This window comes from uncultured Bradyrhizobium sp. (genome assembly GCF_936943645.1).
Taxonomy (GTDB): domain Bacteria; phylum Pseudomonadota; class Alphaproteobacteria; order Rhizobiales; family Xanthobacteraceae; genus Bradyrhizobium.
Genome location: NZ_CAKZJO010000098.1, coordinates 1 through 16,400, shown reverse-complemented (window position 1 = coordinate 16,400; position 16,400 = coordinate 1). Strand labels below are relative to the sequence as shown.

16 protein-coding genes and 1 other RNA gene are annotated in these 16,400 nt (G+C 65.1%); 8 read left to right on the top strand and 9 right to left on the bottom strand.

Features of this window, described 5'->3' with window-relative positions; genetic code table 11:
- Positions 1-80 precede the first annotated feature (80 nt).
- Complete coding sequence (locus Q0743_RS28255; protein WP_298244745.1) at positions 81-926, bottom strand: transporter substrate-binding domain-containing protein; 846 nt, start codon at positions 924-926, stop codon at positions 81-83.
- Positions 927-1,109: 183 nt separating this feature from the next.
- On the opposite strand from Q0743_RS28255, the gene ffs reads away from it, so the two are divergent.
- The 5 genes from ffs (at position 1,110) to Q0743_RS28230 (ending at position 4,624) form a co-directional block, all read left to right on the top strand.
- Positions 1,110-1,206: signal recognition particle sRNA small type (ffs, locus tag Q0743_RS28250), an RNA gene on the top strand.
- A 95-nt stretch (positions 1,207-1,301) separates the two neighbouring features.
- Entirely contained in the window at positions 1,302-3,143 is a 1,842-nt protein-coding gene (locus Q0743_RS28245) for a DNA polymerase III subunit gamma/tau (protein ID WP_298244744.1), read from the top strand.
- A gap of 27 nt (positions 3,144-3,170) precedes the next feature.
- On the top strand, positions 3,171-3,491 hold the full coding sequence (locus Q0743_RS28240) for a YbaB/EbfC family nucleoid-associated protein (RefSeq protein WP_298244743.1): 321 nt from the start codon (positions 3,171-3,173) through the stop codon (positions 3,489-3,491).
- Position 3,492: 1 nt separating this feature from the next.
- Complete coding sequence (gene recR / locus Q0743_RS28235) at positions 3,493-4,095, top strand: recombination mediator RecR (protein WP_100174939.1); 603 nt, start codon at positions 3,493-3,495, stop codon at positions 4,093-4,095.
- 91 nt (positions 4,096-4,186) lie between these two features.
- Positions 4,187-4,624 (top strand): hypothetical protein, encoded by a 438-nt coding sequence (locus Q0743_RS28230; protein ID WP_298244742.1) that lies wholly within the window; start codon positions 4,187-4,189, stop codon positions 4,622-4,624.
- A gap of 120 nt (positions 4,625-4,744) precedes the next feature.
- Here the strand turns inward: Q0743_RS28230 and Q0743_RS28225 are convergent, their stop codons facing one another.
- Positions 4,745-6,109 carry an MFS transporter gene (locus tag Q0743_RS28225; RefSeq protein ID WP_298244741.1) on the bottom strand — a complete coding sequence of 455 codons (1,365 nt, stop codon included), beginning with the start codon at positions 6,107-6,109 and terminating at the stop codon, positions 4,745-4,747.
- Positions 6,110-6,301: 192 nt separating this feature from the next.
- On the bottom strand, positions 6,302-7,498 hold the full coding sequence (locus Q0743_RS28220) for a DNA recombination protein RmuC (protein WP_298244740.1): 1,197 nt from the start codon (positions 7,496-7,498) through the stop codon (positions 6,302-6,304).
- A 170-nt stretch (positions 7,499-7,668) separates the two neighbouring features.
- On the opposite strand from Q0743_RS28220, the gene def reads away from it, so the two are divergent.
- From def to truA, 3 genes are all read left to right on the top strand, one after another.
- A complete protein-coding gene (gene def / locus Q0743_RS28215) occupies positions 7,669-8,193 on the top strand; it encodes a peptide deformylase (protein WP_298244739.1) in 525 nt (174 codons plus the stop codon).
- A gap of 139 nt (positions 8,194-8,332) precedes the next feature.
- On the top strand, positions 8,333-9,256 hold the full coding sequence (fmt, locus tag Q0743_RS28210) for a methionyl-tRNA formyltransferase (protein ID WP_298244738.1): 924 nt from the start codon (positions 8,333-8,335) through the stop codon (positions 9,254-9,256).
- Between the two features lie 112 nt (positions 9,257-9,368).
- Positions 9,369-10,106, top strand: coding sequence for a tRNA pseudouridine(38-40) synthase TruA (gene truA / locus Q0743_RS28205; RefSeq protein WP_298244737.1), 738 nt, complete (start codon positions 9,369-9,371; stop codon positions 10,104-10,106).
- Between the two features lie 134 nt (positions 10,107-10,240).
- Here truA and dapE read toward each other — a convergent pair whose 3' ends face one another.
- From dapE to argB, 6 genes are all read right to left on the bottom strand, one after another.
- Entirely contained in the window at positions 10,241-11,407 is a 1,167-nt protein-coding gene (dapE, locus tag Q0743_RS28200) for a succinyl-diaminopimelate desuccinylase (protein WP_298244736.1), read from the bottom strand.
- Positions 11,404-12,051, bottom strand: a complete 648-nt coding sequence (locus Q0743_RS28195) for a DUF805 domain-containing protein (RefSeq protein WP_298244735.1) — start codon at positions 12,049-12,051, stop codon at positions 11,404-11,406. Before Q0743_RS28195 ends, dapE begins: the two co-directional genes overlap by 4 nt.
- Before the next feature lie 145 nt (positions 12,052-12,196).
- Positions 12,197-13,042 (bottom strand): 2,3,4,5-tetrahydropyridine-2,6-dicarboxylate N-succinyltransferase, encoded by an 846-nt coding sequence (gene dapD / locus Q0743_RS28190; RefSeq protein WP_298244734.1) that lies wholly within the window; start codon positions 13,040-13,042, stop codon positions 12,197-12,199.
- Positions 13,043-13,315: 273 nt separating this feature from the next.
- The gene (locus tag Q0743_RS28185; RefSeq protein WP_298244733.1) at positions 13,316-14,008 is read right to left on the bottom strand and encodes a pyrimidine 5'-nucleotidase; all 693 of its coding nucleotides are present in this window, start codon (positions 14,006-14,008) and stop codon (positions 13,316-13,318) included.
- A 242-nt stretch (positions 14,009-14,250) separates the two neighbouring features.
- Positions 14,251-15,237 carry a DUF1036 domain-containing protein gene (locus tag Q0743_RS28180; protein ID WP_298244746.1) on the bottom strand — a complete coding sequence of 329 codons (987 nt, stop codon included), beginning with the start codon at positions 15,235-15,237 and terminating at the stop codon, positions 14,251-14,253.
- Between the two features lie 155 nt (positions 15,238-15,392).
- Positions 15,393-16,280 carry an acetylglutamate kinase gene (gene argB / locus Q0743_RS28175; protein ID WP_298244732.1) on the bottom strand — a complete coding sequence of 296 codons (888 nt, stop codon included), beginning with the start codon at positions 16,278-16,280 and terminating at the stop codon, positions 15,393-15,395.
- Positions 16,281-16,400 lie beyond the last annotated feature (120 nt).

The window sequence follows — 16,400 nt, the reverse complement described above, 5'->3', positions numbered from 1 at the left end:
CCACCCCAACCCTCCCCCGCAAGCGGGAGAGGGGGCAGAGCGGAGTGCGCGGAGCGAGCCGGCCCTGACTTCATCACACCTTACAACGAAACGCCCGGCGGAATGTCCGCTTCCGTCACGCCCACCAGCTCCATGTTGGTGATGATCGCGTTGCGGATGAAGCCGAGGCCCTTGTTGAAGTCGATCCAGGTGTTGACGTAGTCGCGCCAGGTCTTGTCGTTCTCGCGGCGGAAGCCGGCATTCGACGTCGTCGCGAAGATCGGCGTCGGCAGCACGAGCTGGCCGAGCGAGGGATTCTTCTTCAGCACGGTCAGCGACAGCATGGTGATCAGGCATTGCGCATCGACGCGGCCGGTCTGCAACGCGGCGGTGGCATCGTCGGCGGTCTTCAGCCGGGTGATCTGCGCCTTTGGCGTCAGGCGGCTGACGACCTGGTCGTGTGAGGAGCCCTGGTCGACCGCGATCTTGATGTCGGGCGAGTTCAACTCGGCCCAGCTCTTCGGCTTGAAATCCTTCTTGCAGAGGATGCCGAAGGCGTTGTTGAAAACCGGCACCGAGAAATCGACCACCAGTGCGCGCTTCGGGGTCGGGTTGAGGCCGAAGAAGATGTCGATCTTGTTGGCCTGCAGATCCAGCACCGAATTGCCCCAGGTGGTCTCGGTGATCTCGAGCTCGGCCTCCATGTCGTCGGCCAGTCCCTTGGCGATGTCAATGTAGAAGCCCTTCCACTGGCCGCTGGAAAGATCCTTCATGTAATAGGGGGCGCCGCCGCCAACCGCGCCGATCCGCATCTTCTTGGTCCGGCGGATGCGGGCAAAGGTCGATTCGTTGGGATCGGCAGTCTGCGCCACGGCCGGGGCGGCCAGCGAAGCTGCGGCGACCGCGCCGAGCCCGACAATCGATGCAACATCACGACGTGTAACCATGGGGATCACTGCTTTTCTGGTTGGATGGAGTTCCGCCAGCCGTTCTTAGCAAGGTGGTCCCATCAGCGGAAGCACAGCCTATTGGCTGGGCAGCCCGGGATATGCCCGGATGCTGGGCAAACTCAACCTGTTCAAGCCGATACCCGCTTGCTTTCCGCTCCCTTTGGCCCCAAATAGGGACCGGGAGATTGGCGGTGGACGAGCCACTCGCCAACCGGGTCAGGTCCGGAAGGAAGCAGCCCTAACGAGGTCCGGATCGGGTCGCTCGTCAGTCTCCTACCTGTTTTTCGAGCGAACCAGCGCCGGCGGCAGCAGCCGCCAGCGCGCTCCTTTCCGCAAAAGCCGGCCACGAGACATTTCATTGCGGATCGACCGATGACCGACGCTGGCGCCCCTCCGAACCCCGATAGCGCCGGCCCGGCCGGCAACGCGCCTTACCGGGTTCTGGCGCGCAAATACCGCCCCTCCTCATTCGACGATCTGATCGGCCAGGAGGCCGTGGTCCGCACCGTCTCGAACGCGTTCGAGACCGGCCGCATTCCGCAGGCCTGGATCCTCACCGGCGTCCGCGGTGTCGGCAAGACCACCACGGCGCGCATCCTGGCCCGTGCGCTCAACTACGAGATGCCGGATGGTTCGGTGAAGGGCCCGACCATCCACATGCCGACCCTGGGCGTGCATTGCCAGGCGATCATGGAAAGCCGGCACATGGACGTGCTGGAGATGGACGCGGCCTCGCATACCGGCGTCGACGACGTCCGCCAGATCAATGACAGCGTGCGCTACGCACCGGCGAGCGCCCGCTACAAGGTCTACATCATCGACGAAGTCCACATGCTGTCGACGGCGGCGTTCAACGCCTTCCTGAAGACGCTGGAGGAGCCGCCGGAGCACGCCAAGTTCGTGTTCGCGACGACGGAGATCCGCAAGGTTCCGGTGACGGTGCTGTCGCGCTGCCAGCGCTTCGACCTGCGCCGCGTCGAGGCCGACGTGCTGATGAAGCACCTTGCCAATATCGCCACGAAGGAAAACGTCGAGATCGAGCCCGAGGCGCTCGGCATCATCGCCCGCGCCGCCGAGGGCTCGGTGCGCGACTCGCTGTCGCTGCTGGACCAGGCGATCGCGCATGCGGCGGGCCAGGTGAAGGCCGATGCCGTCAGGCAGATGCTGGGCCTCGCCGACCGCACCCGCGTCATCGACCTCTTCGATTCGCTGGCGCGCGGCGATATTGCCTCTGCCTTCAAGGAATTCCGCGATCAGTACGACGTCGGCGCCGATCCGATCGTCGTGCTCTCTGACCTCGCCGAATTCGTCAATTTCGTCACCCGCGTGAAGATCGTGCCGGCGACCGCCGACAATGTCGCCTATGGCGAGACCGAGCGGGTGCGCGCCAAGGATTTCGCCTCGAAGATCTCGATGCGCGTGCTGTCGCGGATGTGGCAGATGCTGCTCAAGGGCATCACCGAGGTGCAGGCCGCAACGCGGCCCGCAGCGGCCGCCGAGATGGTGCTGGTGCGCATCGCCTATGTCGCCGACCTGCCGACGCCGGACGAAGCGATCAGGATGCTGGAGCAGAACGGCGGCGGCTCGCCGGTCGTGAGCGGCGGTGCTGCGCGCAGCAGCGCCCCCTCTGCACCGATGGCTTCCGCGGCGCCCGTTACGTCTGCAGCGCCGGTTCGCATGCCGACATCGTCGCCGACGGCGTTCGGTGGCGGTGGCGCACGGCCGCAGATGGTCGCCCCCGCGCCGGATCCGCAAGGCGCCGCGCCGCAGTTGCGCATCACGAGCTTCACCCAGCTCGTCGCGCTTGCCAGCCAGAAGCGCGACGTCATGACCAAGGCCGCGCTCGAAGGCGACATGCGCCTCGTCCGTTTCGAGGAGGGTCGGCTCGAAATCGCGCTCGAGCCGAACGCCTCGAAGACAATGATCACCGAGCTTGCGCGAAAATTCGAGATGTGGACCGGCCGGCGCTGGACCGTGATCGTCTCGAACGAGCAGGGCCAGCCGACGCTGCGCTCGGTGAACCAGGCCGCCAAGCAGGAGCATGCGCGCACCGCGGAGGCAGATCCGCGCGTGCAGGAGGTGCTGTCGCGCTTCCCCGGCGCCAAGGTCGTCGAGGTCCGCAGGCTTGCCCCCGAGGCGCCGGAAGCCAATATAAACGCAGACTATGGCAGTGACGATCCGCCCGACGGTTCCGACGGCGACGACGATCTCTGAGCCATTTCTTTCTAAGGACGAACACCCATGGCTGATTTTCTCGGCATGATGAAACAGGCGGCGCAGCTGCAATCCAAGATGCAGGAGATGCAGGACCAGCTCGCCAATGTGGAGGTCGAGGGCATCTCCGGCGGCGGCCTCGTCGCCGTGCGCATGACCGCGAAGATGGACGTCAAGGGCGTCAGGATCGATCCCTCGCTGATGAAGCCGGAGGAGCAGGAAGTGCTGGAAGACCTGCTCGTCACCGCGTTCGGTGATGCGCGCCGCAAGGCGGAGACGGCGATGCAGGAGAAGATGCAGGCCCTCACCGGCGGCCTCGGCCTGCCGCCGGGGTTGTTCGGCCAGTAAGATGGGTGCGGTTGCAGGTCCCGAAATCGAGCGGCTGGTTCAGCTGCTCGCACGGTTGCCGGGCCTTGGTCCGCGCTCGGCGCGGCGCGCGGCGCTGCATCTGATCAAGAAGCGCGAAGCGCTGATGATGCCGCTGGCCTCGGCCATGCAGGTAGCGCTCGACAAGGTCCAGGTCTGCAAGACCTGCGGCAACATCGATACCCAAAATCCCTGCACCGTCTGCACCGACCCGAAGCGCGATCCCGCCATCATCGTCGTCGTCGCCGACGTCGCCGATCTCTGGGCGCTGGAGCGGGCCAATGCGACGCAAGGGCGCTATCATGTGCTGGGCGCGACATTGTCGCCGCTCGACGGCGTCGGCCCGCAGGATCTGACCATCGATGCGCTGGTGGCGCGTGCCCATGCCGCCGAGGTGCACGAGATCATCCTGGCGCTGAATGCGACGGTCGACGGTCAGACCACCGCACATTACATCACCGACCTGCTTCAGGACGCCAATGTGAAGGTGACGCGGCTCGCCCACGGAGTTCCCGTCGGCGGCGAGCTTGATTATCTCGACGAAGGTACGCTATCGGCAGCGATGCGACAGCGAACCCTGTTCTAGAGCGTTTTCGAGCGAAGTGGATACCGGTTCGCGTGAAGAAAACGCGTCACAACAACAATCTCCATCCCAGAGATCTTACGGAACGGACGACATGACGAAACTTTTCGCCACACGATTGGCTTTGGTCGCGACGATGGCGATGCTGGCGACCCCGGCCATCTCCGCGCAGCAGGACGACGGCGCGCCGCCGCCCTCGAAGCCCGGCAAGCCGATCAACACCGGCGACGTGCTGTCGGGCGAATTGAACGCAATGAAGGTGCGCGACGCCAAGAAAGCCGGCAAGCGGGTTTCGATGTACCAGATCACGTCCGAGCCGCGCCGCCTGCCGGCGCCGAACGGGCTGTGCAATCTCGAGACCGGCCCCGAAACCTTCCAGCTCGTCACCTCCAGCGATGCGCAGGCCACGCAGCTGAAATCGTTCGTCGGCAAGGAGATCTCCGTCAAGGTCGACGAGATCGCTTGCGCCAGCGATGCCGGCCAGATGAGCGAAGCCGTGATCACCAAGTGGAGCCTGATCAAGAAGCAGTAGGGCGGCGGGTGAGCTGCCGTAGGGTGGGCAAAGCGAAGCGTGCCCACGACCTGCTTCTAATCCATCGCGAGATGGTGGGCACGGCGTGTTGCGCCTTTGCCCACTCTACGGCACTAGATATTAAACCCTCACCGGCCCCAGCGCATCAAAGTGCCCGCGCCTCTGCAAATACGCCAGCAGCACCAGGCTCGGGATCGCCACCAGCACGCAGATCACGAAGAACATCGGCCAGCCGGTCGCCGCGGCGACGAAGCCTGCCCCTGATGACAGATAGGTCCGCCCCACCGCCGCGAGCGCGGTGAGCAGCGCATATTGCGTCGCCGTGTGCAGCGGGTTCTGGCACAGGGCGGAGAGATAGGCGACGAAGATCACGGTGCCGATGGCGCTGGTGAAATTCTCGGCGCAGATCGCGAACGCCAGCGCCCATTGATTGGTGCCGACCACGGCGAGCCAGGAAAAGGACAGATTGGCGAGCGCCTGCACCATGCCGCCGATCCAGAGCGATGTCGCCAGCGAATAGCGCCGCGCCACGAAGCCGCCGGCAAAGCCGCCGATCAGCGTCGCGGCGAGGCCGACGCCCTTCACGATCGCCGCATAGTCGTTGCGGGTAAAGCCGAGGTCGATCACGAACGGCGCGGTCATCGTGCCGGAGAAGGCATCGGTGAATTTGAACAGCACGACGAAGGCAAGCGCGACGAGCGCATCCTTGCGGGTCAGGAATTCCGAGAAGGCGCCGATCGCCGCGTGCAGCACACGGGTGAACGCGCTGTCGGCCTGCGTCGCGGCGTCGGCGCGCTGCGATTGCTCCGGCTCGGTCGCGAGCAGCGCCGTGATCGTGCCGATCAACACCATCGCGGCCATCACCACATAGCCCCACATCCAGGCGGAGGTGCGGGTGATGCCGGTGCTCTCGAAGCCCGACACCATGAACAGCGCGCCCGCGGTCGAAACCAGCATGCCGATGCGGTAGGCGGCGACGTAAGCCGCCATGCCCGCGGCCTGCTCGCTCTCCGGCAAGCTCTCGACGCGGAACGCGTCGACCACGATGTCCTGCGTCGATGACGTCGTCGCCACCAGCAGCGCGCCCAGCGCGACATAGAACGGCGAGCGCGCGGGGTCTGTCATCGCCAGCAGCAGGATCGCGACGATCAGCAGCAATTGCGAAAACAGCAGCCAGCCGCGCCGCCGTCCGAACGCACGCGTGAACAGCGGCACATGCAGCGCATCCACCAGCGGCGCCCACAGGAATTTCAGCGTGTAGGGCGTGCCGACCAGCGCGAACAGCCCGATGGTCTTGAGGTCAACACCGGCCTCGCGCATCCACACCAGCAGCGTCGAGCCCGACAGCGCCAGCGGTAGCCCCGAGGAGAAGCCGAGAAACAGCACGATCAGCACCCGCGGCTGCAGGTAAACGGCAAGACTGTCGCGCCAGGAAGTCGCAGGGGTCTCGGTGCCGGCGGGGGAAGTTGCGTCGGGTGCGGTCATGGAGCGGTGTTAGCAGATTCTGGGGAAAAAGACTCTGGTGGAGCCTGCGAGAAGGAAAGTCGTCGATGCATCCTCGCTGTCATCGTCCGCGAAGGCGGACGATCCAGTAATCACCGGCGTCCCCGGCTCAATCACAACCGCCGCAGCGTACTGGATGCCCCGCCTGCGCGGGGCATGACAGTGTGGCTCAATCTACTCCCCCGCCTGGAGCTTCCGCGGAAACAGCTCGCCTGCGCCAGCCACCAGCCGCGGTCCTTCCGGAGCGTCGCTCTTGCTGAAATCGAGCTCCTCGATTCGCCCTGCGCGCTTTTCGATCTTGTCGGCGGAGATCAGGATCTGGCGGACGTCCTCGTTCGCATCGGAAAAATGCTTCTGCAGCTTGACCACGCGGTCCCTGAGGCGACCGAGATCGTCGCCGAGCTTGATCACTTCGGTCTGGATCTGGTCGGCGGCGTCGCGCATGCGCGCGTCCTTCATGATCTGCTGCATGACCTGGATCGCCAGCATCAAGAGCGAGGGCGACACCAGCACGACGCGGGCGCGGTAGGCCTTCTGGATCACGTCGTCGAAGCCGTCATGAATTTCCGCGTAGACCGATTCCGACGGCACGAACATCAGCGCCATCTCCTGGGTCTCGCCGGTGACGAGATATTTTTCGGCGATGTCGCTGACATGCTTCATCACGTCGCCGCGCAGCCGCTGCGTGGCGAGGCGCTTCTCCTCGTCGGTGCGGGCGTCATGCAGCGCCGTCATCGCCTCAAGCGGGAATTTCGCGTCGATGCAGAGCGGGCGCTGGTCGGGCAGGAACACGACGCAGTCGGGCCGCTTGCCGGTGGAGAGCGTGAACTGGAACTCGTAGGAGCCCTTCGGCAGGCCGTCCTGGACGATCGCCTCCATCCGCGCCTGGCCGAAGGCGCCGCGCGACTGCTTGTTGGCGAGCACGTCGCGCAAGGTCGTCACTTGCGTGGTGAGATCGGTGAGGTTCTTGTGCGCGTTGTCGATGATGCCGAGCCGCTCGTGCAGGGCGCGCAGGCTCTCCATGGTGTTGCGGGTCGAATGTTCCATGGACTGGCCGACGCGGTGGGTCACCGAATCCAGCCGCTCGTTGACCGCCCGCGCCATCTCGGCCTGGCGTCCCGCCAGCGCCTGGGTCATGGCGTCGACCCGGCCCGACGATTCGCTCTGGGCGCGCAGTACCTCGCTGAGGCGCTCCTCGAGCTCGTCGGCCCGGATCGCATGCGCCATGGCGAGTTCCGCGCCTCGCCGCCCGGAGCGTGCGATCACCACCGCTATCACCACGAGCAGGACAAGGACGAGCGCGCCGAAGCCGATCAGCGCGTCGATGGTGCGGACCGGCCAGTCGCCAGCCGTGAAAATGATCTCGTTCATGCCGCCTTGTAGCCGATTCGCCGGGCTCTCGCGAACGAAGAGGGAACGAGGGCGGTTAACGACCCCCTAATTTTTATGGTTAACGAAACCTGAAGTTTTATGGTTAGCGAGGGGTTAACGGGGTTCCCAGGCGCATTGACCGCATCCGGCATGGGGCTTAAATCGCGGCCATGGCCCTCAGAGAAATCATCATCCTGCCCGACAAGCAGCTGCGTCTGGTCTCCAAGCCGATCGAGAAGGTCACGGCCGAGATCCGCAAGCTTGCCGACGACATGTTCGAGACCATGTACGACGCGCCCGGCATCGGGCTCGCGGCGATCCAGATCGCGCAGCCGCTGCGGCTGATCACCATGGATCTCGCCAAGCGCGACGAGAACGGCGAGACCAAGCCGCTGCCGCGCGTCTTCATCAACCCCGAGATCGTCGCCTCCTCCGAGGAGCTCTCGGTCTACGAGGAAGGCTGCCTGTCGATCCCGGAATATTACGAGGAGGTCGAACGGCCCGCGAAAGTGCGCGTGCGCTTCACGGATCTCGACGGCAAGGTGCACGAGGAGGATGCCGAAGGCCTCTACGCCACCTGCATCCAGCACGAGATCGATCATCTCAACGGCGTCTTGTTCGTCGACTATCTGTCGAAGCTCAAGCGCGACCGCGTCATGAAGAAGTTCGAGAAAGCCGCCAAGCGCGCGGAGTAGCCAAGTCCTCCGCCGTCATGCCCGGCCTTGTGCCGGGCATCCACGTTCTTTGCCGCCGCGAGCAGGAAGATCGTGGATGGCCGGGACAAGCCCGGCCATGACGAGTACCTTGCTCGCTTCCGAGGATTGTCGCAGTCACATGCCCCTCCGCCTCATCTTCATGGGCACGCCCGATTTCTCCGTGCCGACGCTGCTCGAGCTGGTCGCGCATGGCCACGAGATCGTCGCCGTCTACACCCGCGCGCCGAAGCCGGGCGGCCGCCGTGGCCTGCAATTGCAGCCAACCCCGGTCGAGGAGGTCGCGCGAAAACTCGGCATTCCCGTGCTGACGCCGAAGACGTTGAAGACCCAGGAAGCGCTCGACGAGTTCAGCGCGTTCGACGCCGATGCCGCCGTTGTCGTCGCCTACGGCATGATCCTGCCGCAGGCGATCCTCGATGCGCCAAAGCTCGGCTGCTACAATCTGCACGCTTCGCTGCTGCCGCGCTGGCGCGGTGCGGCCCCCATCAACCGTGCCATCATGGCCGGCGATGCCGAGAGCGGCGTGATGGTGATGAAGATGGATGTCGGCCTCGACACCGGCGACGTCGCCATGGCCGAGCGCCTTCCGATATCGGACACCATGACCGCGCTCGATCTGCACGACCGCCTCTCCCGCCTCGGTGCCGACCTGATGGTGCGCGCGATGGCCGCACTCGGGCGCGGCGGGCTCCAGCTCAGGCAGCAGAGCGAGGACGGCGTCACCTACGCCGCCAAGATCGACAAGGCCGAGGCGCGGATCGACTGGAGCAAGCCGGCACGCGACGTGCTGCGCCACATCCACGGCCTGTCGCCCTTCCCCGGCGCCTGGGCCGAGCTCGATGCTGCGCGCGTAAAGATCCTGCGCTGCGAGCTGGCGAAAGGATCCGGCGCGCCGGGCGAGGTGCTCGACGACCAGCTCACCATCGCCTGCGGCGAAGGAGCGATCCGCATCATCGAGCTGCAGCGCGAGGGCAAGGGCCGCATGCAGGCCGCCGACTTCCTGCGCGGCGTGCCGGTGAAGGCAGGAGCGAGGTTCAACTAGTCAACTCGTCATACGCGGGCTTGACCCGCGTATCCATCTTCTCGCAAGACTCCTTCCCAGGCGATGGATTGCCGGGTCAAGCCCGGCAATGACACCGGATTAAATCGGATAGATGCCCCGCTACAAGCTCACCATCGAATATGACGGCGCGCCGTTCTTCGGTTGGCAGATCCAGGATACGCTGCCCTCGGTGCAGGGCGCGCTGGAAGCCGCCGTAAAGGCGATGACCGGTGCAGCTTTGCGCGTGCACGGCGCGGGCCGCACCGATGCCGGCGTGCACGCGCGCGGCCAGGTCGCGCATGTCGATATCGAGAAGCAGTTTCCGCCGGGCCGGTTTCGTGACGGGCTCAACGCGCATCTGCGCCCGCATCCGATCGCGGTGCTGGAAGCCGAGATCGTGCCAGACAGTTTCGAGGCGCGCTTCTCGGCCGTGAAGCGCCACTATCGCTACCGCGTCATCAACACCCGCGCCAATCTCGCGCTCGACGTCGGCCACGCCTGGCGCGTGCCGCGCAAGCTCGACGCCGATGCGATGCATACGGCAGCCAAGCGTCTGCTCGGCAAGCACGATTTCACGACGTTTCGCGACACCGAGTGCCAGGCCAAATCGCCGGAGAAGACGCTCGATCAGCTCGACGTCACGCGCGACGGCCGCGAGATCGTCATCGTGACATCCGCGCGCTCATTCCTGCACAGCCAGGTGCGCTCGATGGTGGGCTCGCTGGTCTGGGTCGGCGAGGGCCGCTGGACCGCCGACGATCTCTCCGCAGCCCTGGAAGCCCGCAATCGCGCCGCCTGCGGCATCGTCGCGCCGCCGGAGGGGCTGTATCTGATGCAGGTGGATTATTGAGCGTGATGCCACCACAGCCGTCATGGCCGGGCCTGTCCCGGCCATCCACGCCCTTGCTTAACGGGAGCGCCGAAGAACGGGGATGCCCGGGACAAGCCCGGGCATGACGGCGGAGTGTTTGGCAATATAAGCCCTTACCCAAAATACCGCGTCAGTATCCCGCGATACACCTTCGTCAGCTTCTCCAGATCAGCTACCGGCACGTGCTCGTCGACCTGGTGCATGGTCTGGCCGACCAGGCCGAACTCGATCACCGGGCAATAGCTGGAGATGAAGCGCGCATCCGACGTGCCGCCTGACGTCGACAGCTCCGGTTTGCGGCCCGTGACTTCCTCGATCGCGGAGACCGCGAGATCGGTGAACGGGCCGGGCTTGGTCACGAATACGTTGGAGTTCGATGGTTCCCAGACGATGCGGGCCTTGATGCGGTTGCCGCAGGCTTTTGCAAGACGCGTCTCGACCAGCTCGCGCAACGACGCTTGGGTGTGGTTGTCGTTGTAGCGGATGTTGAATTTGGCGCGGGCCTCGCCCGGGATGACGTTATTGGCCTTGTTGCCGACGTCGACCGAGGTGAATTCGAGATTGGACGCCTGGAATTGCGCGCTGCCGTGGTCGAGCGGCTCGTCACTGATGGCGACGATCAATCGCGAAATGTCCGGCACCGGATTGGAAGCGCGATGCGGATAGGCGACATGGCCCTGCACGCCGTCGACATACAGCGTGCCCGATTGCGAGCCGCGGCGACCGACCTTGATGGTGTCGCCGAGCGTCTCGACATTGGAGGGCTCGCCGAGCACGCAATGGTCGAATTTTTCGCCGCGTTCGGCGGCCCATTTCAGGAGCTTGATGGTGCCGTTGATGGAGACGTCTTCCTCGTCGCCGGTGATCAGGAATGAGATCGAGCCCGTCCCATCGGCGCGCGGCTTGCCGCCATTCGCGGCGAGATGCTCCAGCACGGCTGCGACCGAGCAGGCGATGCCGCCCTTCATGTCGACCGCGCCGCGGCCATGCAGGACACCGTCCTTCACCTCGCCGGAGAACGCGCCGACGCTCCAGGCGCTCTCGTCGCCGGGCGGCACCACGTCGGTGTGGCCGGCAAAGGTGATGTGCGGCCCTTCGGTGCCGATCCGCGCATAGAGATTGTCGACGTCGGCGATGCCGTCTTCGCTGAACGTCACGCGGTGGCAAGTGAAGCCCACTGCCCCAAGGGCCTTTTCAAGCACCCCGAGCGCACCGGCATCGGCCGGGGTCACCGAGGGGCAGCGGATGAGATCGCGGGCAATGGAGAGAGCATCGGTCATGCGCCCCGCTTAACATGCATGCCGCCGGGTGGGCTAGCGCTGGGCGGGACAATTTCGATCTCGCGGCCCTGGTCCCAGTCTTGCGCAGGGGGCGTGGCTGAACCGTCCTCGATTTCGAGAAGTGGATCGGGGCCGAAGCGGTTGTGCCCGGGGGTACCGGGCCGGCAGAACATTTCGACGAAGCCCCACAGCCACAGGATGGAGAAGGGCAGGCTGAGCGAAAGCATCCAGCTCAACTCGGGGAGCAGGTCGGCGAACTGGCTGAACAGGCCGGGCAGGAAGCAGAACGGAATGATCCACCAGCCGCTGCTGTCGCGATCGTGCAGCCGCTTGATCGCCGTCGCGAGATAAATCCAGAAGAACAGCGCCATGCCGGACGCCCTGAGGACCGCGGTCGCGAGATCGGCGGATGCGAGCGGGCGGGAGCTGCGGGGATCGACCAGCTTGAAGAGGTCGCCGAGACCGAAGTCGAAATCGAGCTCGATGCCGAGCTTCAGGGTGGACTTCGTCCCCCCGATGATCCCGATGATCTGACCGGCAATCTCCAGCAAGCCCGCCAGCAGCGCGACGATCAGCAGCGCCTGCCACAGCAATGCGCGGTTGATGCGGCCGTCGAAGCGGAAGAGGTACCAGCTCCAGTCCATGCGAGCAGCTCCGGGCGGGATGGCCGCCCGGAAATTGGTCGCGATGGGGGGAGGGGTGGTTCGATTTCAGGGGCGAATGGCGATTTGCGAATGGCGAATAGGGCGCGGCCCCATTCGCCACCTGCCATTCGCTATTCGCCTGACATCAATCCCGCAGCAGCTCGTTGATGCTGGTCTTGGAGCGCGTGCGCTCGTCGACGCGCTTGACGATGACGGCGCAGGCGGTGCTCGGGCCGATCTGGCCGTTCTTCATCGGCTTGCCGGGCAGGGCGCCGGGCACCACCACCGAATATTCCGGCACTTCGCCCATGAAGACCTCGCCGGTTTCGCGGTCGACGATCTTGGTCGAGGCGCCCAGGAACACGCCCATCGCCAGCACCGCGCCCTTGCGCACGATCACGCCCTCGGCGACCTCGGAGCGCGCGCCGATGAAGCAATCGTCCTCGATGATCACGGGCTCGGCCTGCAGCGGCTCGAGCACGCCGCCGATGCCGGCACCGCCGGAGATGTGAACGCGCTTGCCGATCTGGGCGCAGGAGCCGACGGTGGCCCAGGTGTCCACCATGGTGCTCTCATCGACATAAGCGCCGAGATTGACGAAGGACGGCATCAGCACGACGTTCTTGGCGATGAAGGCCGAGCGGCGCACGACCGCACCCGGCACCGCGCGAAAACCGGCATCGCGAAAGCGGTTCGGGCCCCAGCCTTCGAACTTCGAGGGTACCTTGTCCCACCAGCTCGCCTTGCCGGGACCGCCGCCGATCACGTCCATGTCGTTGAGGCGGAAGGACAGCAGCACGGCCTTCTTCAGCCATTGATTGACCTTCCACTTGCCGTCGGCGCCGCGCTCGGCAACGCGCGCCTCGCCCTTGTCCAGGGTCTCCAGCGCCTGGTCCACGGCCTCGCGCACCTCGCCCTTGGTCGAGGTCGAGATGCCGTCGCGCGCGTCGAAGGCGCTGTTGATGGTGGATTCGAGGGCAGCAAGGGACATCGGGATTTCCTCTTCGATGCGGGAATTTTGACGGATTGGGCCGCTTTTTCGGGATTTGGGGCCACGGAGTCAAGGCATACTCCACTGTCGTCCCGGACAAGCGCAGCGAAGCGGAGCGCCGATCCGGGACCCATGGCCACAGGGAGTGGTCTGACGAAGATTCGGAGTTACCAATCCGGCGCGACAACCAAATCCTGTGGCTATCGCGACGAGCGCAATGCGCTCGCGCGGAGGTCCCGGGTCTGCGCTTACGCTTGCCCGGGACGACAGCGGTTATTGTGGCGACAGCCCGCCCAAAAATCCGGTCAGATCATCCGTGACGTGATCGACATGCGCCGCGTCCCGGCCCTCCAGTTCCCAATCCTCGCGCACCACCTCTTTGGTCCCGTCCGGCACCACCAGCACGGTGGTCATGCCGAGCTGGTGCGGGACGGTGAGGTTGCGGGCGAGGTCCTCGAACATCGCGGCGCGGGTCGGGTCGACGGCATGATCGCTCAGAAATTTGCGGTAGGTCTGCTCCGCCGGCTTCGGCTCGAATTCGGCGGCGATGATGTCGAACACGCCGTCGAAATGCGAGGAGAGACCGAGCCGCGCCAGCACGGCATCGACATGGTCCACCGAGCCGTTGGTCAGGATCAGTTTTCGCCCCGGCAGCCTTGTGATGGCCGCGCCTAGCTGCGGGTTCGGCTCCAGCGGCGAATGGTCGATCTTGTGGACGTAGGCGAGGTAGTCGTCGGCGGAAACGCCATGCAGGGTCATCATGCCGCGCATCGTGGTGCCGAAGCGCAAATAGTAATCCTTCTGGAGTTTTCGCGCTTCCGCCGGCGTCACCTGCAGCCAGCTGGACACGAACTCGGTGATCCGCACATCGACCTGCTGCCACAGATTGACGTGATGCGGATAGAGCGTGTTGTCGAGGTCGAACACCCAGGTGTCGACATGGGCGAAGCTGCGGGGAGGGGTCATGACAACTTTCTATCCGTTGGTGCGAGCGCCGTCCCAACTCTCATTTCGTCGTCCCGGACGAGCGAAGCGAAGATCCGGGACCTCCGCGCGAGCGCATTGCGCTCGTCGCGATAACCACAGGAAGTGGTTTGGCGAAGACTGGCAGCGGCTATCTTGCTCCACGACTTCTTCCTGTGGTCATGGGTCCCTGCGTTCGCAGGGACGACAGCGGAATTCGTAGGACCCGCATAAAACCAACACCATCACGGGACCGCAAAACGCAGCGTCTTGCCGCCGCTCGACATGTCCACCGCGCCAAAGCCCGTTGTGGCGAAACCCCGTGCGCCGCAATCGGCCTGCTCATTGGTCTCGAACTTGGTCTCGCGCGTGCAGAGCTGCCTGTCGCCGCCCCAGCTCAGCGGCCGGTCCTTCAGCTTCACGGCGCGGTTGTCGGCGTCGACGGCTTCCGCGAAGCTGAAGATCTGCTTCGGCTGGCCGGTCACGTCGGGGTGCAGGCAGGTCTTGGGATCGATGCGATACCAGCCGCGGCTGGTCACGGACTTGCCGTCGTCGGTCGCGATCGCCGCCATCACCTTGTGCGGCGTGTCGTTGCACCAGGTGAGGCCGGTCGCGGACGGCGTCTGCACCGCTTCGACCATGGTCTTGAAGAAGTTTTGCGAGCCCACGATGTCCGACGACAGGCCGCGGCTCTTCAGGAAGGCGGCAAGCGCGGCTTGCGTCTTCGGCCCGTCGACGCCGTCGATCGGCGCGGCGTCGTAGCCTGCGATCACCAGCAGCCGCTGGATGCCGGCAAGGCGCGCCTGCTCGTCGTCATATTCGGAATCCTCGGCGAGGTAGGCAATGAGGTTGCCGTCCGTCCCTTGCGTCGGCGTCACTTGCGTGAATGCGACTTGGGTTTGCCCGCTGCGGCATTGCCGTGCCGCCGCGATGACGAAATTGTCCTGCGCGACACAGAGCATGTCGCTGCCGCTCTGCGGGATCGGGGAGGCGCCATAGACGCCGAGCGCGCGGGCGTTGAGCAGGATACGGTCGGCGGTCAGCGTGCCCTGCACCACCACGCGGCAGGTGGCCGGGTCGATCCTGAACCAGCCGCGCGTCGCGGTCGCCGCCTTGTCGTCGATGCCGATCGCGGCTTCGACCACATAGGACATGCGGTTGCAGATCTTGAGGTCGGCGAAAGCAGGCGCGGAGGAGAAGAAGAACGAGATGATCGCGGCCGGCAGCGTCATCAGGAAGCGGGTGAGGGCCGAGCGGCGTGGTCGCCGGGTCTCCAATTCGTCATGCCCGGCCTTGTGCCGGGCATCCACGTTCTTGGCTCCGGACGAAAGATCGTGGATGGCCGGGACAAGCCCGGCCATGACGGCTTTCTTTTTCCGTTCGCGCATCACTTGTGGATCAGCGTGCCCGTGCCCTGGTTGGTGAAGAGCTCGAGCAGCACCGCATGCTGCATCTTGCCGTCGATGATGACGACGCCCTGCACGCCCTGCTCGAGCGCGTAGATGCAGGTCTCGACCTTCGGGATCATGCCGCCGGAAATGGTGCCGTCGGCAATCAGCTTTCGCGCGTCCTTGACCGACAATTGCGGGATCAGCTTTTTCGACTTGTCGAGCACGCCGGGCACGTCGGTGAGCAGCAACAGGCGCTTGGCCTTGAGCGCGCCGGCCACCGCACCGGCAAAGGTGTCGGCGTTGACGTTCAGCGTCTGGCCTTCCTTGGAGGTCGCGAGCGGCGCCAGCACCGGGATCAGCTCGTAGCCGATCAACTGGTTGAGCAGCGTGAGGTCGACCTTCTCGGGGTCGCCGACGAAGCCGAGATCGATCGCCTTCTCGATGTTCGAGCCGGGATCGACGATGGTGCGCGTCGTCTTCGACGCTTTCACCATGTTGCCGTCCTTGCCCGACAGTCCGACGGCTTTGCCGCCGGCCTCGTTGATGTAGCCGACGATCTGCTTGTTGACGGAGCCGGCCAGCACCATCTCGACGATCTCGATGGTCGCTGCATCGGTGATGCGCAGACCGGCCGCGAATTCCGAGACGATGCCGAGGCGCTTGAGCATGGTCGCGATCTGCGGCCCGCCGCCATGCACCACGACGGGATTGATCGCGGTCTGCTCCAGCAGCACGATGTCGCGGGCGAAGTTCTTCGCGGTCTCCTCGTCGCCCATGGCATGGCCGCCATATTTGATGACGATGGTTTCTTCGTCGTACTGCTGCATGTGCGGCAGCGCTTCGGACAGGATGCGGGCCTGGTCGAGCGGAGAAATTTCGGTCATGTCACGGTCTCGCTGGCGGGTCGGTCGGTGCGCGTTCTATCCGATTGGTGGGCGTGGCGCAAAGTGTGGTGTTCGTGCTTCCCCCCCCCTGGAGGGGGAGGGTCGATCGCGCGCAGCGCG

What these genes read in the sequence shown, in the direction of transcription:
- dapD (WP_298244734.1), bottom strand. Translation starts at nt 13,042, where the DNA reads ATGTCCCTTGCTGCCCTCGAATCCACCATCAACAGCGCCTTCGACGCG.
- Q0743_RS28245 (WP_298244744.1), top strand. Translation starts at nt 1,302, where the DNA reads ATGACCGACGCTGGCGCCCCTCCGAACCCCGATAGCGCCGGCCCGGCC.
- Q0743_RS28195 (WP_298244735.1), bottom strand. Translation starts at nt 12,051, where the DNA reads ATGGACTGGAGCTGGTACCTCTTCCGCTTCGACGGCCGCATCAACCGC.
- def (WP_298244739.1), top strand. Translation starts at nt 7,669, where the DNA reads ATGGCCCTCAGAGAAATCATCATCCTGCCCGACAAGCAGCTGCGTCTG.
- Q0743_RS28180 (WP_298244746.1), bottom strand. Translation starts at nt 15,237, where the DNA reads ATGACGCTGCCGGCCGCGATCATCTCGTTCTTCTTCTCCTCCGCGCCT.
- Q0743_RS28220 (WP_298244740.1), bottom strand. Translation starts at nt 7,498, where the DNA reads ATGAACGAGATCATTTTCACGGCTGGCGACTGGCCGGTCCGCACCATC.
- fmt (WP_298244738.1), top strand. Translation starts at nt 8,333, where the DNA reads ATGCCCCTCCGCCTCATCTTCATGGGCACGCCCGATTTCTCCGTGCCG.
- Q0743_RS28185 (WP_298244733.1), bottom strand. Translation starts at nt 14,008, where the DNA reads ATGACCCCTCCCCGCAGCTTCGCCCATGTCGACACCTGGGTGTTCGAC.
- argB (WP_298244732.1), bottom strand. Translation starts at nt 16,280, where the DNA reads ATGACCGAAATTTCTCCGCTCGACCAGGCCCGCATCCTGTCCGAAGCG.
- Q0743_RS28230 (WP_298244742.1), top strand. Translation starts at nt 4,187, where the DNA reads ATGACGAAACTTTTCGCCACACGATTGGCTTTGGTCGCGACGATGGCG.
- recR (WP_100174939.1), top strand. Translation starts at nt 3,493, where the DNA reads ATGGGTGCGGTTGCAGGTCCCGAAATCGAGCGGCTGGTTCAGCTGCTC.
- Q0743_RS28240 (WP_298244743.1), top strand. Translation starts at nt 3,171, where the DNA reads ATGGCTGATTTTCTCGGCATGATGAAACAGGCGGCGCAGCTGCAATCC.
- dapE (WP_298244736.1), bottom strand. Translation starts at nt 11,407, where the DNA reads ATGACCGATGCTCTCTCCATTGCCCGCGATCTCATCCGCTGCCCCTCG.
- truA (WP_298244737.1), top strand. Translation starts at nt 9,369, where the DNA reads ATGCCCCGCTACAAGCTCACCATCGAATATGACGGCGCGCCGTTCTTC.
- Q0743_RS28225 (WP_298244741.1), bottom strand. Translation starts at nt 6,109, where the DNA reads ATGACCGCACCCGACGCAACTTCCCCCGCCGGCACCGAGACCCCTGCG.
- Q0743_RS28255 (WP_298244745.1), bottom strand. Translation starts at nt 926, where the DNA reads ATGGTTACACGTCGTGATGTTGCATCGATTGTCGGGCTCGGCGCGGTC.